Annotated in this window: 16 protein-coding genes; 1 reads left to right on the top strand and 15 read right to left on the bottom strand. The window is 39.2% G+C overall.

Annotated features, from left to right (window positions below; translation table 11 throughout):
• Nucleotides 1-25 precede the first annotated feature (25 nt).
• The 11 genes from GS400_RS06330 to GS400_RS06280 all read right to left on the bottom strand — a co-directional run bounded on the left by GS400_RS06330 (nucleotide 26) and on the right by GS400_RS06280 (nucleotide 10,674).
• Nucleotides 26-1,145 (bottom strand): IS3 family transposase gene (locus GS400_RS06330; RefSeq protein WP_201450096.1). Its coding sequence is split into 2 segments (ribosomal slippage): nucleotides 26-875 and nucleotides 874-1,145, totalling 1,122 coding nucleotides; the frame shifts between segments, so codons are not numbered across the junction.
• Between the two features lie 20 nt (nucleotides 1,146-1,165).
• Nucleotides 1,166-1,921: an SNF2-related protein gene (locus tag GS400_RS06325; RefSeq protein WP_160100067.1), complete on the bottom strand. Its 756-nt coding sequence runs from the start codon at nucleotides 1,919-1,921 to the stop codon at nucleotides 1,166-1,168.
• 513 nt (nucleotides 1,922-2,434) lie between these two features.
• Nucleotides 2,435-3,328, bottom strand: coding sequence for an HNH endonuclease (locus GS400_RS06320; RefSeq protein WP_160100065.1), 894 nt, complete (start codon nucleotides 3,326-3,328; stop codon nucleotides 2,435-2,437).
• Between the two features lie 299 nt (nucleotides 3,329-3,627).
• A complete protein-coding gene (locus GS400_RS06315; RefSeq protein WP_160100063.1) occupies nucleotides 3,628-6,057 on the bottom strand; it encodes a DEAD/DEAH box helicase family protein in 2,430 nt (809 codons plus the stop codon).
• Nucleotides 6,057-6,380, bottom strand: coding sequence for a nucleoside triphosphate pyrophosphohydrolase (locus tag GS400_RS06310; RefSeq protein ID WP_160100061.1), 324 nt, complete (start codon nucleotides 6,378-6,380; stop codon nucleotides 6,057-6,059). Before GS400_RS06310 ends, GS400_RS06315 begins: the two co-directional genes overlap by 1 nt.
• 225 nt (nucleotides 6,381-6,605) lie before the next feature.
• On the bottom strand, nucleotides 6,606-7,478 hold the full coding sequence (locus GS400_RS06305) for a DMT family transporter (RefSeq protein ID WP_160100059.1): 873 nt from the start codon (nucleotides 7,476-7,478) through the stop codon (nucleotides 6,606-6,608).
• A gap of 342 nt (nucleotides 7,479-7,820) precedes the next feature.
• Nucleotides 7,821-8,339, bottom strand: coding sequence for a hypothetical protein (locus GS400_RS06300; RefSeq protein ID WP_160100057.1), 519 nt, complete (start codon nucleotides 8,337-8,339; stop codon nucleotides 7,821-7,823).
• 274 nt (nucleotides 8,340-8,613) lie between these two features.
• Nucleotides 8,614-8,913 carry a metal-sulfur cluster assembly factor gene (locus GS400_RS06295; protein WP_160100055.1) on the bottom strand — a complete coding sequence of 100 codons (300 nt, stop codon included), beginning with the start codon at nucleotides 8,911-8,913 and terminating at the stop codon, nucleotides 8,614-8,616.
• Nucleotides 8,914-8,954: 41 nt separating this feature from the next.
• A complete protein-coding gene (locus GS400_RS06290) occupies nucleotides 8,955-10,202 on the bottom strand; it encodes a hypothetical protein (protein ID WP_236561172.1) in 1,248 nt (415 codons plus the stop codon).
• Between the two features lie 5 nt (nucleotides 10,203-10,207).
• Nucleotides 10,208-10,420 (bottom strand): DUF2249 domain-containing protein, encoded by a 213-nt coding sequence (locus GS400_RS06285; RefSeq protein WP_160100053.1) that lies wholly within the window; start codon nucleotides 10,418-10,420, stop codon nucleotides 10,208-10,210.
• A complete protein-coding gene (locus GS400_RS06280; protein WP_160100051.1) occupies nucleotides 10,417-10,674 on the bottom strand; it encodes a DUF2249 domain-containing protein in 258 nt (85 codons plus the stop codon). The genes GS400_RS06285 and GS400_RS06280 overlap by 4 nt, the downstream gene beginning before the upstream one ends.
• 279 nt (nucleotides 10,675-10,953) lie before the next feature.
• On the opposite strand from GS400_RS06280, the gene GS400_RS06275 reads away from it, so the two are divergent.
• Nucleotides 10,954-11,829, top strand: a complete 876-nt coding sequence (locus GS400_RS06275; RefSeq protein WP_160100049.1) for an NAD(P)-dependent oxidoreductase — start codon at nucleotides 10,954-10,956, stop codon at nucleotides 11,827-11,829.
• 72 nt (nucleotides 11,830-11,901) lie between these two features.
• On the opposite strand, the gene GS400_RS06270 is transcribed toward GS400_RS06275, so the two are convergent.
• The 4 genes from GS400_RS06270 to hutI form a co-directional block, all read right to left on the bottom strand.
• Nucleotides 11,902-12,885: a LysM peptidoglycan-binding domain-containing protein gene (locus GS400_RS06270; RefSeq protein ID WP_236561170.1), complete on the bottom strand. Its 984-nt coding sequence runs from the start codon at nucleotides 12,883-12,885 to the stop codon at nucleotides 11,902-11,904.
• A 127-nt stretch (nucleotides 12,886-13,012) separates the two neighbouring features.
• A complete protein-coding gene (gene hutH, locus GS400_RS06265) occupies nucleotides 13,013-14,545 on the bottom strand; it encodes a histidine ammonia-lyase (protein WP_160100047.1) in 1,533 nt (510 codons plus the stop codon).
• 32 nt (nucleotides 14,546-14,577) lie between these two features.
• Nucleotides 14,578-15,426 carry an agmatinase family protein gene (locus GS400_RS06260; protein ID WP_160100045.1) on the bottom strand — a complete coding sequence of 283 codons (849 nt, stop codon included), beginning with the start codon at nucleotides 15,424-15,426 and terminating at the stop codon, nucleotides 14,578-14,580.
• A gap of 145 nt (nucleotides 15,427-15,571) precedes the next feature.
• Nucleotides 15,572-16,846 carry an imidazolonepropionase gene (gene hutI, locus GS400_RS06255; RefSeq protein WP_160100043.1) on the bottom strand — a complete coding sequence of 425 codons (1,275 nt, stop codon included), beginning with the start codon at nucleotides 16,844-16,846 and terminating at the stop codon, nucleotides 15,572-15,574.
• Between the last annotated feature and the right edge of the window lie 5 nt (nucleotides 16,847-16,851).

Here is a 16,851-nt window from a genome sequence, read left to right as displayed (position 1 = left end):
AGATTCTTACGAGAGGAGGACTCTCCTAAGATTGGCTAAAAACAGTGGCAGGGGGTTGATAGCCTAAAGATTGGTGAGGGCGTTCTTGGTTGTAAAAATGTAAAAAACTATTAATCTCATTGCGGGCTTCTCTCGGGCTCGTATAATCTTTTAAATAGACTTCTTCATACTTGACTGTTCGCCAGAGTCGCTCAGTAATAATATTATCAAGGGCTCGCCCTTTCCCATCCATACTGATTTTAATATCGTTTTCCTTAAGTAAATCTGTATATTGCGGGCTCGTAAAATGGCTTCCCTGATCGCTGTTTAAAATAATCGGTTGATGATTAGATAGCGCCCTATTAACAGTTTCTAATACAAAGTCCATTTCAAGTGTTTGATCCAGTTCCCAACTGATTACATACCGAGAATACCAGTCTATGATTGCGACTAAATACATCCAGTTTTTCTCTAATCGAATATAGGTAATATCAATCCCCCAAACGTGATTGGGGTGCGTGATGGCCAGACCTCTGAGTAAATAAGGATAAATGCGATGCTGCTGATTCCTTTTACTGAGGTTTGGACCAGGTGAAATACCAGCGATACCCATTTCTCGCATATGACCTTGCACAGTTTTTCGATTAACGAAAATCTTTTCGTTTTTAAGAAACTCCTTGATTCGCCTGGATCCAAAAAACGGATATTTAGTGTAGATTTCATCAATCTTATGCTTAATCATCAACTCCTCAGGTGAAGGCTCCACAGGCTTATAATAAAGACTGGTTCGATTTAAGCTGAGTAATTCTGCTTGCGCTTTAATGGAGAGGTCAGAGCCTTCCCAATCGATCATGGAGACTCGTTCAGCTCTAGTCTTTAATGCCAGATTTTTTTTTAAGCCACGACAACTGCGTGGTTAAACGACCTACTTCGGCGTATAGGTTCTCAATTTGGTTTTCATACTCCTCTTTCATCTGATCCACTTTCTTATTATTGGTCTCAAAGATTTGTGGCATTTGTTCCAGTGCTGCTTTCCGCCATTGGCGTAGTTGATTCACATGAATTCCATGTTCAGAAGAGATCTCGGAAATGGATTTCTCTTCTTTTAAGATTTCTAGCACGATTTTGGATTTAAATTCTGATGTATATCTTTTTCTTCTACCCATAAACCTACCTTAACATCTCCTTATTTCGTGTCTAGATTTATGGGTCCATTATAAACTACCAGGGATGGACTTTTATTCATTTGATATTCTGAGGTTAAAACTGCAATTACCTGAGCTGTTTTGCCCAGCCCCATCTCATCAGCTAATATACACCCCGCTTCATCTTTAACAATCATATTCAACCACTTAACACCTTGTTTTTGATAAGGATACAATTGTCCATTGAAGAGTGGGTTAGAAATATTTTTATCAGGGGATTTATAAAAATTCTTCTGAGGAATATTGTCAATATTATCTATTACAAGTGGACTATCTAACTTCAACAATTCCATATATTCTTTAATTGTTATTTTACCTATATTATTAATTGAAGCCTTTTCCAGAATTGACTTTATTTCTCTTAAAGCTCCTTTTACAAAAGGGCGCCATACATTATCAATAATCACGTGGCTTCTGTTGTAACTGTCTATGTCTTTTATAGGTATTTCTACCTTGTTTTGTTCTTCAACTATTCTGATGTTTATCCTTATTTCACCATTCTCTTCAATTGGTTCCAAAAAAAGTTTTATATCAATTGGAACTTTGGAGAAATTCACTTTTTCTAGATCAGTGGATGGCTTACTTACTTCGAGGTTATGTACTTCCTTCTTATCTTTAAATTCTACTGAATAAATTTCTTGAGCTGTAAGATAATGTTTACTCCCATCTTGTGACACCAGAACTAAATAGTCATTGTTCTCCACTTCCCAGTAGTTACTAATTTCTACCACCCCCATTTTTCAAATATTTTATAATAATTATAAAATATTTGAAAATCAAAGTCACTATGTTGATTTTCTTCAAATCTATCTTTTTTTCACTAAGACCTTTAGCATCACTTTATCGATCTTGTTCTATTAGCGCCACATAACAATGGCTATCCTCCCTATCTCTCAGGAAATCAATGGAGCCAAAATTATAGATAATAAACACGGGGAGGTTTACGTTTCTTACGTTTCTAAAAGTTGGAAAAGTATATAGTGGCAGCCGCTAAGCTATGGTAACATAATTAGACTACAGTCAAAAAAGCTTATGGCAGGCATGTACAGATTATATATTTTTAAAACGAAAAGCTAGTATTGCCTATTTCGATTTATACGTATTCGAGAGGTTAATCGTACTTCACATTGTATACTTAGGTTTTCGCCATGATTAGAATAAGTAAACAACTTCTCGTACATTAATATTAAATAAGGTGGATTTGGAATAATATCTAACTGCATAAACTAATGCACTCTCTCACTTTAAAATTATAAATGGAAATTTAATATTAAAGGTTCCTCGAACCCATTCTTATAAATAAATACTTTTCTTTCACGATCAAAGATAGCTTCCCCTGCATGGACTAACCGATGGTGTGTTGGGCACAATATTACCAAATTATTTGGGTGATGATTTTGAGTTTCAGAAAAGTATTCAATATGATGTGCCTCAGATACATTTACTTCGTAGTGTTCGGAATGATTGAAACCGCAAATTTGACACGAATAATTATATAACTCTTTTAAAGAGATAATTGTTTTACGACTAGCTTTCCGAACTTTTTGAAAGGCATGTTTTATATCAATAGAACCCTTACTATCTAGAGTCGAAAGTATTTCATTAATTTCTTCATCACCCGTATTTTCTATTATCCCCTCTAATTTTTGTTCAGTAATCCCTTTCATTACTTCCTTAATACTACTTTTTTCTTTTGGTTTTATCCTAATTGGTGAATTAAAAAGTTCTGCTATATACCTTTTTTCTAAATTTGATGCCAGTATAATCTCTTCAAATGCAGTAATAGATAATTTTCTTATAGAGTTTTGCCATGCGGGAATTTCCTTTTTTCTAATTTGTTGATAACCTATTGATTCATAATAGCCTCCATCAGGATTATAAATCGGAACATTATTTGGAAATCTATATGCTTTTTCTATCTTAGCAAAGTAATCCTCTCCATTGTTAGAAACTGTGATTTCTCCTATTAATCCACATCCATAATAATATCTATTTTCCTTTTTATGTCTATCACCTTGGTAATAAATAAATATATCTCCTTGTTGGACCTGATATCTATATTTCTTAGGAAAGTGATACTCTTTAAATGGTATATCTTTATAACTTGAATTATAGTCAATTCTCTGCCCAATTATAATAAACAAAAAAACACCTCTTCAATAACATTTAAATTATACTTTGAAGGTAACCTTTACTTGGCTTAATTCTTGTTTAGAATCTTAAAATGTATAATCTCGCTCATATTCACAGATCCACTCATCACTTAAAGTGATGGCATTCTCCCATACTTCTTCAAACCGGTTATAAACCTAGATATTGGTATTGTGGAGTGATATAACGAAGCTTCTAGTTTTTCAGCGATTTCCCGCATGTATCTCCTAAACATTTCTTTAATTTACTTTAATGAGTGGGAATGTTTATCCAGCAAAGTTTTTACAAATTTCTATTTACTTTTTCTTTCAAAATGCCAGTGTAGTCTATATTCACAAATCTCATTTGTCATCTCATACAACATTAAGGTATCTTCTGGAGCAATATTAAAAGCTAGTGAGAAAGTTTCTCCATCAAATAGGACTAGTTCTTTACTAGATCCACTCCATTTTGTCATAGGCATTCTCGCGATTAACCTAGCAACTTTATTTTCATCATATTCCCACAGCTTTCTTGAATCTTTATCATTAAAATCAGCAAGTTTCCTATAAGGCTTCTCCATCAAAAATCTATGAAAGTATGGCGCAACTTCCGTAGGTGTTACAGGCTTATACCATTCCCTAGGACCTCGTTCCAACATATACTTCAAAACAACCATCTTATAACTCTTACTCATCCCAGTTGACTCTACTTCTTCAAGCCAATTCTTATAATCAAGATACACTCGCTTCTCTTCCTCAGAAAGTTCTTCTGCCCACGCAAGAAAACCAGCATAACTCTTAAAGTTGTTTTTAATTTCTTTGGAATTCACGGTTCCATTCAAATGCATCTCCAAATAAGTTGGACGTCGACCCAGATGGTTTTTCACTTCCTCAAAGTCCATTTTCACACGTTCTTTTCGAGGGCTTCTTTTCTTACGCAGATGCTCCAACAGATCAATAGCTTTTGGATCTAGGTGCACTGTACAGCCATCAGGCGTTATGGGTTCGAATTCCTTCTTGCCTTTTCTCTCTTGATCACTCGTATCAAAAAGCCTTAACTTCACATCAGCATTTCGATAATTCCCAATCAAATCAATAATCGTACAGTGATTTTTCTCTAGATGCTTTCTCAAACCACGACCAATTTGCTGTGTGAACACCACTAATGATTCAGTCGGACGGACAAATAAAATCGTATCTACTGCAGGTATATCAACACCTTCATTGAATACATCCACAGTAAATATGGCATCAATTTGTTTCGTTTCTAGCTTTTGGATAGCTTCTTTTCTACTAATATCCTTCGTTTTGGAATGCAGGCTAATCGTTTGGTATCCTTGCTCATTAAAATACTCAGATAAAAACGTTGCCTGTTTAATAGATGAACAAAATACCAGCGTTCGAGTTTGTTTATGTTTCTTCCAGTTATCTAAAATGTTCTCAGCTGTGCTTTCCTGTAATTGTGCTTCAGCTAGTTCTTCTTCGTCATATTTGTTTCCTAGCCACGTAATTTGAGCATAGTCGATCTCATCATAAACACCATAATACTGAAATGGAGCTAACCAACCTCTTTGGATCGCTTGGATAAAGTTCATTTCATAGGCCACATTCCCATCACAAATCGCAAACACATCTTGGCCATCTGTACGTTCTGGTGTTGCGGTTATTCCCATTAGAAACTTCGGTTGGAAGTACTGGATTACGTTTTGATACGACTTACTGGATGCATGGTGAAATTCATCGATGATAATGAGGTCAAAGCTATCTGGGTTAAAATTAGATAAGTGATCACGAATGCTTAATGTGAAAATCGATGCAAATACCATTGGGTGATCTCCATCTTTTACTTTCCCATTAAAAATGCCGCCCGACTTACCCTGGTTTACATGCTCAAAAGAAGCTTTGGCCTGGTGAAGAATTTCTTCCCGATGAGCAATGAACAAGACACTATCAAAGTGCTCGGCAAAAAAAGCTGCTAGATACGTCTTCCCTAGCCCAGTTGCCATAACGACCATGGCCTTGTCATAGCCTTCCTCTACTGTGTTATGTAAAGAATCAAGCGCCTCTGGCTGAGCAAATCGTGGTTCAGGCTTGTCTCGATTAGTTGTATAGGTTTCTTCTTCAGATTTGACTAACTTAATGGACTCATTTTCAGGACCTAATGTCATTTCAATTTCTTCACTCTTCGTCCATTTGCGAGCTAAATCTGGATGCTTCACATGAAAGGCATCATATCGAACTTTATATTGTTTTACCGTTTCTTTATTAATCTCCATTGTATTGAATTCATAAAATAAGTGAATAAATTGATCCAAAGAATCTTGGTAGGTCTCCTCAGATACAGATTTATTCAAAAAGAGGTTCCACTCTACTCCGCTCGTTAAAGCTGAACGTGACAAGTTTGAGGATCCCACAATTAGAGAGCCCTCATCTTCTTGTTTAAATAAAAAGGCTTTGGGGTGAAATGAACGTCCGTTACTTTGCCACAATCGAACTTCTACCTGATCATTAGGGAGCTCTGTTAGTAACTCCATAGCTTCTGGTTGACTAACGAACAAATAATCACCAGCTAAGATTTTTATATCAGCACCTCTATGAGCCGCTTCTTGAAGAGCAGGCAACATCATACTCACCCCTGACTTCATCACAAAAGCACTAAGTAAGTAAATCGTAGATGAATGCTGAATATGGTAGATGATTTCGTTCTGTAGATCTTGGGTGATAAGTTTCGTGTCTGTCATCAATCCTCTACCTCTACTAAAAATACTTTATCGTTAAATGCCCCTCGCTTTTCCTCCTTCTTTTTACGTACTTTCTCTACTTGTTCTAAAGAGGAGTTATGGTGATCAGCTAGAGCTTTCATTAATTCCATGATGTCTGCTAATTCTTCTATAGCATCTTGATTATGCTCAGCTTCAAGGTATTCATTTACTTCCTCTTGCAGCTTCGTTTTTAATTCTTTTATGAATTCTTCATCCGATAGAATGGTTGTGCTATAATTTTTACCAGTTTTCTCAATAATGTTAGGGATTAAATCTCGTACTAATTTGTTGTATGTAGGCATCAATAACTCTCCCTTTGTTTACTTCTTTTCCTTAAAGTATATCAATCTTGTCATTTTATAACAAAACTCCTATAAAAAGTAGAAAAGGGTCTACCCGGACGTGTTCATATATCAAAACCAACAAACAGCAGAACCGTCCCCTTGTTAATTCTTAGTTATTTCGATTCCCTAGAATGCACAAAAAAAACAGGGACAGTAAACGTTGTCCCTGCGTTCCGATCAAGATCAAGCACTCTTTCTTGTACTTAAAATTGTTATGGTGATTAATATAACAGCCATCCCTATGATTTGGGTTAGAGTGAGGAATTGTCCTAAGAACAAACCCCCAAATAAAGAAGCTGTAACAGGTTCTGCCATAGCTACTACAGAGGCCACAGAAGGTAAAGTGGCTCTCAATCCTTTTACATAGAAGAAGAATGATAAGCCAGCTCCTATTAGTCCAAGTACGATGAACCAAAAGATATCTTCAGAATAAAACACAGAAATAGCTTGTTCATGATCGATAAATGGGAATAAAATCAGTGAAAAAGCAAAAAGCGCTGTACTTAAAATAGCTGGAGGTTCTCCGTACTTAAGGGCATAGTTAAAAGCAAAAATAAAAATGGCGTAGGAAAGGCCTGATAATAAGCCTGCCGTAATTCCTAATAGATTTAACTGCCCAATTCCATTTGGGATTACCCCTGTTAATAATCCCATGCCCCCCAATACAATAAGCATAGCGATGATTTTAAATAGGGTGACTCGTTCCATCTTAAGAATAAAAGATATGATGAAAACAAAGATAGGTGCTGTGTACATCAACACTGAGGCTATGGCTACACCAGAATGAGAGATGCTCGTGAAATAAAAACTGAAATTACCTGTTACCCCTAATCCAGCTAACAATGACCAGAAAATCATCTTTCTCAAACTACCATAAGAGTAATATTTGGTCCGGGCAATCATCCAAATCACTACACAAATGAACCCTACAGCCCCTCTATAAAAAGTGATGACTAGAGGATTCCAACCTTTTTCCATTAATATGCCCGCCAAACCACCAGAAAGACCCCAAAAAATAGCTGCCAGCACTACTAAGCCTACACCAAGTTTTTTCAATTAGAAGCTCCAATCCAAAATGTTTCTATGATCATGCCACTTATCTTATCCTATTTAACCTTCTATGATCAGGTTAACGATTTTTATCGTTAGTCAACGCTCAAATAAACTATGATTCTTGAAGTACTTTAACCATTTACTCCGTTAAACACTTCGATTTATTGTCAAGATATCAATACATCACCTCATATTCAATAAAAAAATCAAGTAAATTTCAGGAATAACTCGCACCCCCGAAAACAAAGGGGCGGTTCTCGCTTTAGTGAAGTCATGAACCAAAACTTGAACCTTCCCTATGTTAAAAAGATAATAGATTATATCCTAATACCTTCTCCTATAAATCTACCCCTTACTCAACTCCCCAACCGGATATTGAATGACCTGATCCAGTAGAAAAACAATCTGCTTCAACTTCTCCTCCACCTCATAAATACTCTCTTTCCCACTCTCCAACATGCGTTCCTTCTCTAAATCCGCTTCCACCTGAGCATCATGAAGGAAGGAGTCGATATCTTCATAATGTAATCCCTCCTCATCATAAAAGTCTGAGTGAAAATCCTCCTTAAATATTGCTAGTTGATACAATCCGCCCCCAACTTCTGTCTTGTCTATGACATCTTGGCAAAGAGCTGAAATAGTATTACGCCAATGGGATAAGCGGGGATAATCCTCAAATGTATTCAATTCATCTTGGATTTCATTGGCTAAGGATTGGATCGTTTCTAGTTCTTGTTTTTTAATATCTCCTTTTAATAGTTCACCATGGTAGGCTCGATATTCTGTTATAAGTTCAAAACAAGATTCATGAAAATGTTCTAGTGCAGCTTCACATGCATTTTTCAGATTGATCAGTTTTTTCATTGTTTTCACTCCTATAAGAGATCTACTTTATTAAAAATCCTCATATATTAAGTAGATGTCATAAGAGCATTTAATAGAACGGTGTTTTTCGTTTAAGTAGAGATGAACACATGGAGAAGTCCCAACGTTGCTAGGGCGCTGGAGCTGTGTGTGGTCATGCTCTCATAAATGCGTTATATACTAGCAGCCCATTCTATAATTTGCTATACAATAAAAATCCCCCGAAAGCGTTATTTGATTAACGCAATGGGGGATTACTTTATACGAAACAAGGCTAATAAGATAACATTTCCCTCGCTTTATCACTCATTTTTTCAGGGCTCCAGGCAGGCTCCCAAACAAGGTCAATGTTTACGTCATTTACCTCATCGAAAAATAAAACCATGGATTTTACCGCATTTGTAATACTGTCATGAAGGGGACACCCTGGTGTAGTAAGGGTCATCTTCACATTTACATCGTGCTGTTCATTTAGATCAATATCATAAACTAACCCGAGGTCAACAATATTGATCCCCAGTTCAGGGTCTATTACCTGATACAAAGCTTCTTTCACCTTATCTTTAAGTTCCATACTGAACATCCTTCCCTTCAAAAACATGTACAGCCTCAAGGTTATTTCCATAAGACACGAGCGATGGTCATACTATAAAGGATTGTCGTTATAAGTATCATGAATTGAAAGACTTGGGCCATGATTGAGCTTTGGATTACAGAGGCGAATGTTATTCCAAAGACTCCTATAATAAAGCTAATATATATCATACTCCCTACCTTTTCGTTCATCATTTCTTTTAATGTTGGTACGTTTTCTTGTCCCATTCGGCTTGAATATTTGTGTGTCCACCATAAGAAAGGGACAATTTTGAACAAATAGCCTACAATACTAAAGATGATCCAGATCATTAGGTAAAGATAAATGATTAATCCCCATAGCTTTTGATTCGTTGGAGCAACAAGGGCTAAGATGAATGCTCCACTGTGAAGAAACCAACCAAACAGAATCGATAATAGAGAGAATCGAAATGGCTGATCAAGTTTCTTCTTTATTCTTTTTCGTACGATCTCTTTTATATCTAATCCAAAACAAGTAAAGCCGGTCCATAACAGGAACCATCCAAATACAGGTAATACCGAAACGTCTAGCCAAAAGGAGCTAAGCAGCGAGACCATCCCTGCGATGTACACGAAAAAGGCAGGTTTGGCCCACTTCATCGAGAAGCCATGACTCAAACTAAACATCGGAACCATTTTATAAGAAAAGCCGAAAATTAATAAGCTGAACCACCCGATTAGCCCAAATACAAGGTGACTTTGTAGAAGTGCTTTATGATCTATATTTATACCAAAAGCCATATTCCAGGATAAGCCAAACCCTGCCAAGATTGCTGTAAAAAAAGACAACAAGGCTGCTCCTACAAACCAAGTCATGGTGTTAGGCTGTGGTTGTTTCCTTATGGTCATCACCATTTGAAATAAAAACATGACAACTCCAAGGACAGCAAATCCACCAGCATGAACAGCGAGATCTGGTCTTATCTTCAGAAAGATGGCAAAAGTGGTAATTCCCATCGCTGTTATACCAAACTGTACATAACCAAACCGTTCATTCCATATCGGTGTAAGAAATGCAACGGGGACAAGCTGGTACATGGCTCCCATAACGACCATTACGGCCCACCCGAGTAGGAGAAAATGAGTGCCCATCCATAAATTAGGTGTACGATAGACGCCTCCAATAAAAGTGTCCACATGTAGGAGAAATATACATTGGGATACCACAAAGGCGATTAAGCTGTATAGGATAAAGGCTAGTGGTAATTGAATCGTTGTCTCTGTTTTTACATTCATGCTTGGCATCATGACAATCACCTTGATTTCGTTATCGTGATTTTAAAACTTCCATCCTCTTGTTCTTTTGTTTCATAGGTGTACCCTTTTTCATCTAATTCTGCAAACAAAAACATGGGACGACGGTCATTGATAATCGTCACCTGTTCTCCAACATCGATGATCTCCAATGCTTCTAATGTTTTCATCATAGGTTGGGGCGGCTCTAATCCCCGATTATCTAATATCATAGTTTGCTTGCCTCCTCTTCTTCTTTATAAAAGGTGACGTGATAATGCTTGCTGTCTATTTTTAATACTTCGTGATCAAACCCTTTGTTCTTCATAACCTTGAGAAGAGGGACAGGATTAAATGGAGCATGTAAAACGAACGTTTCACCTTCTTTCAAAGAACTAACCACACCCATAATCTTATGAAATGGTTCATTTTTCAGTTTTATATCTTCTCTAACGTCTAGTTCAATTACATTGTCTCTGTTACTCATCCATGAACACCTCACTTTTAAAATGTGAAATAACTATACCTCTATGATAATGATTTTCAATAAAGAGTGGAGTGATGTATATCACAAACAAAAAGAAGCTAACTCCCTAAATGAGCAGCTTCATTTTCTTCAATTACAACAAGGTGACTGACCCTGTTCATTTATGTGTTAATGGACCGGGGATCAGCCCCTGTAGCTGTTCGACAAAAGTGGTTACAGACACTGTTTAATGGAAAATATGATATCCTACCTCTAAATAGATTATGAGGAGGCATCTCAATGTCAGACAAAACAATTGGATTCATCGGCTCAGGCGTAATGGGAAAAAGCATGGCTATTAATCTTATGCAGGCGGGCTTTAGCCTTAATGTGTTTACGAGAACAAAAGAAAAGGCGCAAGAGGTCCTTGATCAAGGTGGGACGTGGAAGGAATCTGTTGCAGATCTCGCTAAGGACTTAGATATCATTATCACCATTGTCGGCTATCCAAGCGATGTCGAAGCTGTGTATTTTGGTGAAGATGGCATTATTGAAAATGCAAAAGCTGGTACATATACGATCGATATGACGACTTCTTCTCCTAAACTAGCTCAAGAGATTTACACAAAGGCTGAAGCAGCTGGAATTCATTCTTTCGATGCCCCTGTATCTGGCGGAGATGTTGGAGCTCGAAACGGGAACCTGGCCATAATGGTTGGTGGAGCTGAAGAGCAATTCGAAACCATTCGCCCTGCATTAGAAGCAATGGGGAGCAATATTGTGCTGCAAGGTGAAGCTGGTTCTGGACAGCACACGAAAATGTGTAACCAGATTGCGATTGCCTCTGGCATGCTTGGAGTTTGTGAAGCGATTACCTATGCAGAACACGCTGGCCTTGATCCCAAAACCGTTTTAGAAAGCATCTCCTACGGTGCAGCTGGTAGTTGGTCCTTATCCAACTTGGCACCTCGCATGATTGATCAGGATTTTGAACCTGGCTTTTATGTAAAACACTTTATAAAAGATATGAAGATTGCGATTGATGCTGCTGAGGATATGGATGTTCCTGTTCCTGGGTTGAAACTGGCTAAAGAGTTATATGATAAGCTGAGTGAAGCTGGTGGGGATAACAATGGGACACAGGCGTTGTATAAGTATTATCAGATGATGAAATAGAACGTGCCTAAATAGAAAGTGCCTGACCCCCACCCTGTTAACACAGTAAAGCAGCGGGGGTTAGGCACTTTTTCAAAGGCTTCCGCCTCGTAACTCTTTCATCCTTTCACGCACAAGAGGATAAAAATTTTGCTTAGCATGATCGGTTGTGTTCCCGCCAAAGAAACCCGTTCCTGGACAGGTTTTAACGGAATGTCCTTTACTGTCATCTAACACTCTTTCTCCTGTATTTAAATCCCACCAATGATGATACGTAATGGAATTAACGGACGGGGATAGGCCGAACTTTAAACTAAGCATGGCATTGACGAAGATGATCGTCTCTTTTTGTGCATTTGTCATTTGGTCGTTGCCCTTATTAAAGTTTCCGACGTTCTCTATCAGGATGCCACCATTATTCGCTATGGATCCAATCGTCCCTTGTGGGGTCTGATTGATGGGTCTGGATACAGCTAATCTTCCATCTGGAAATGTCGTTATGTTTTGCGCAATATTATTCCATCCCATTTCATTCATATGGTAGTTCTGCATGCCTTTTAACAGGGTGAAATGATTAGAACCGTTGAAATGGCTGTAGGAGGGCGACCAAGTATGATGCATTTGTAAACGGACGATGTTCCTAGTAAATGCTTTATTCATTAACCAGTCTTGAAATTCATCACGTGTCATTAAGATGTGCTGAGCTTCCATCTCAAGTTTCTTAGGTGGAATGCGTAAGGTCTGGCCAATGTAGATGATGTTGGATGATAATTTGTTGATCGATTTTATTCGCTGGACACTCACATCATGAGCTTGGGACAGTTTCCAAAGTGTATCACCTGCATTCACCTGATAGGACTTGGGCACTTTCAATCGCTGACCTACGAATATCAGATTAGACGGTAACCCATTCGTTATTTTTAAATCTTCTACTGTCGTACCATATTTGGAAGCAACCTTCCATAACGTGTCCCCTGCCTTCACGTCATACAATTGAGTTGGGTCTTGCGAGGCCGCGTCAACTGTATGATAAGTAAAAGCGAGCATAAAGGTTAAAATGATAAAAGATAATCGCATATATAAATTCCTCTCGTAGATATTTTCAGAAATCATCTCCTTTTAGTATGGTGAATTTTCTTATACCTATACCCCAAAAAAAGTGCCTGACCCCCACCGCTTTAAAGCAGTGGGGGTCAGGCACCTCCTATACGTTCAGATGTCCGATTTTCTCTTCAACTTCTCCCAAAATGGTTCCATCACTCACCAAACTAATCGCCCGGTCCATTTCTTTATACAGCACGCGATCTTCCACTAACTTCGGTACATATTGTCTCAGTTGATCGTAAGCAACTTGAGTACCAGCACCAAGCTTACTTTCTTTTAACAAATCAATTCCTTGCGCTCCATTCAACAACTCAATCCCAACGATTTTCTCCGTTTTATAGATGGTTTGAAGAGCTTTTAATGCAGCTGAGGTTCCCATGCTGACATGGTCTTCTTGGCCACCTGTGGTTGTGATCGAATCGACTGAATTTGGATGGGCATCGACCTTATTATTTGATACGAGTGATGCCGCTACATATTGAGGGATCATGTACCCGGAATGGAGGCCATTTTTTTCAATTAGATTAGATGGTAAATCGCTCATTTCCGAGGTAATTAAGCGATACGTTCTTCGTTCTGAGATGTTTCCGATTTCAGCGATGGCAATCGCAAGAAAGTCCATCGCCATGGAAACCGCTTCTCCATGACAGTTCGATGAGGAGATCGCTACACCACCACCGTCCTCTTCAAAGAGCAATGGGTTGTCTGTTGCTGCATTCATTTCCCTTTCAACCACAGTTTTGGCATAGTCGACTGCATCTTTACTTGCTCCGTGAACTTGTGGGATCGACCTTATACTTAAGGCATCCTGTGTTCGATAGTCCTTATACTTTTCAGCGATCTCACTGCCACGAATAATCTCATGAATGTTGTCGGTTGTTTTTTCCTGACCAGGGTGAGGTTTCACCTTGTTCAGTCGAGGATCATAAGCATATTTAGTCCCTTTTACCGCTTCAAACGATAGCATCGATATGACATCAGCTGTTTTTAATAGATTCATCGTTCGGTCAATAGCTAAAGCTCCTAGTGCGGTCATATCAACCGTTCCATTTATGAGCGAAAGCCCTTCTTTTTCATACAACTCGATCGGTTCAATACCTGCTAGCTTAAGGGCTTGGTCCCCATCGATCCGTTCACCATTCACGATCGCTTCTCCCATCCCCATTAGAACTAAGCTAATATGAGATTGATAGATGAGATATCCAAGTGATCCTTCACTTGGGACGACGGGAATGACGTTATGATTCAGAAGTTCAATGAGCTTTTCGACCGTTTCCAACCGAACTCCTGAATGGCCATGGGATAAGTTCTTCACCATCATCAACATAATCGCTCGGACTTGTTCTTGATCTAGCAAATCACCTACACCACAAGCATGGCTCATGATTAAGTTTTTTTGCAGTTGTTTTGAATCAGCTGTGGAGATCTTGATTTTCGAATTCTCCCCGACACCTGTCGTGATACCATACACGACACGCTCTTCCTCAACAAATTGCTGGACCATTTCGCGCCCTTTTTGAATCAGTTCCTTTGATTCTTCTGAAAGTTGGACAGATCGGGAAGCTTTTGCCACATCGACTAATTCATCAATGGTTAGATCTTCTCCTGAAATAAGAACGGGTGACGAATGCATTGAGACACCTCCTCCTTCTTGGTTGGTACGTCTTAGGCTTTCTTACGTTGTCTATAGCCGGTTAAAAAGGATAGCATGACATGAACGCCTGTTTTCACCGTCATTTGTGCCACATCTTTAACTGGATCGAGACAAACCAGATCCATCGCTTTTACGCTTGGATGCTGTCCTGCTTGATAGACCGCTTCAAACAGCTCACTTGTCCATAATCCACCTGGTGTTGAAGCCGGTACGCCAGGTGCTCCAGACATATCGAGTACGTCCATATCCACGGTTAAATAAATGACATCGACTTTCTTTGATAATTGATCGAGCGCATCTTTTACAATGGATACGATGCCTTCTTTTCTGACGTCTCGTATCGTTTTATAGTGAAGGCCTACATCATCCGCATAGTCTTTCAGGGACTTGCTATTAAAAAATCCGTGCAGTCCAATATTATGAACATTCGACCCTTGAACCGTACCGCTTTCGATTAGGTTACGAATTGGCGTTCCATTCGCAGGGCCAAACTCTTCAAGACTACGTAAATCAAAGTGCGTATCGAACTGCAGAACACCCACTTTCTGATCTGGGTGAACTTCTTTCCACCCTTTCACGAGCATGGCTGTAATGGAATGATCGCCCCCAATGGTTAGGGGGAATACATCTGGATGATGGGTTTGTTGTGCAGTCATAGCATCTTTAATGTTTTGATGGCATTGTGCAATATCTGTTACATGCTGGCGCACATCCCCCAAGTCCACCACGTTCAATTCCGTTAGGTCCACATCATGCTCAATGTTATAAGGATAAAAGGATTTCCAAGCTCTGCGAATCGCATCCGGGTTTTCACTTGCTGAGGATGCGCTAATCGAAGATCTGGATAGCGGGATTCCCATAATCGCTACGTCAAAAGTGTCCCAATCTATGGTGCCCTGGTGATGACTTAGGTCTTGAATCCACTCATGTACCTTAGGGTTTGGGTTGTCCCCATCTTTTGTCCAAACAAAAGATGGGGGGTTAATAATGGATAAGGGTATTGCATTATACTAACTGCCCTCCCTCTACGACTACATTTCCGTTTTTCACAACGGTATGGGTATGGTTCATGCCATAGTGGTACTGCAATTTCATATAGTTTGGTACATCAAATAGTACAAGGTCTGCTTTTTTCCCTTTTTCGATACTTCCTACTTCTTGTCCGCGTTTAATGGCATGAGCTGCATTAATCGTTACGGCACTCAGCACTTCTTCCATGGTCATTCCCATTTTGAGTGCGCCTAAATTCATAATGAAAGGCTGTGAAACTGTTGGAGAAGAGCCTGGGTTACAATCTGTTGCTAAGGCAACCGGAACACCTTGATCAATCATTTTTCTTCCATTTGCTGATTCAGCCATAAGGAAAAAGGCGGTTCCTGGTAACAAAACGCCTACAACGCCTTGTTCGGCCATTTGTTTGACACCTTCGTCAGATGCTTTTAATAAATGGTCAGCGGAGACTGCGCCTACTTCAGCAGCTAACTCGGCTCCAGCGTAAGGCTCGATTTCATCAGCATGGATTTTCGGTTTTAGCCCGTATTCTTTCCCGGCTTCTAAAATTCGACGGGATTGCTCTGGGGTGAAAACGCCTTTTTCACAAAATACATCATTAAACTCAGCTAACTCCTCTTTTGCTACTTCTGGAAGCATCTCGTTAATGACGTGATCCACAAAAACTTCTGGCGTTTCCTTCAAGTCCATTGGTACCGCATGAGCCCCCATGAACGTGCTTACGACATCCATGGCGTGATCTTCGTTAAGTCGCTTGGCAACGCGCAACTGTTTTAACTCATGCTCGAGAGATAGACCATAACCACTTTTCGCTTCGACCGTTGTAACGCCATGTAGGAAAAATTGATCTAGTCGGCTTTTACTCTCTTCATACAATTGCTCTTCATCTGTATCTTGTGTTGCTCGTGTCGTTGCATGGATGCCGCCGCCTGCATTCATGATCTCCATGTAAGACTTCCCGTTCAGGCGCATCTGAAATTCTTCTTCCCGACTTCCTCCATAAACCACATGCGTGTGCGGGTCGACAAGGCCTGGGGACAATACTTTCCCTGTAGCGTCGATCTCCTCAGCATCCGTCAACTTTTCTCTATAGCGACCGGCTAGTTCTTCATCAGATCCGATATCTTGAATTTTTCCGTCCTCAACCCACACGCTACCGCCTTCGATCACGTGTGGTTCCCCCATTTTTTCCTTCGTTAACGGGGACTCTGAACTTCCTTGGAACGTTAAAATTTGATTGGCATTTCGTATAAAAAGTGGCTTACTCATTGTCA

This window comes from Pontibacillus sp. HMF3514, from assembly GCF_009858175.1.
GTDB lineage: Bacteria > Bacillota > Bacilli > Bacillales > BH030062 > Pontibacillus.
Note: the sequence above shows the minus strand (reverse complement) of the source record. Positions and strands in the feature narration are given on the sequence as shown.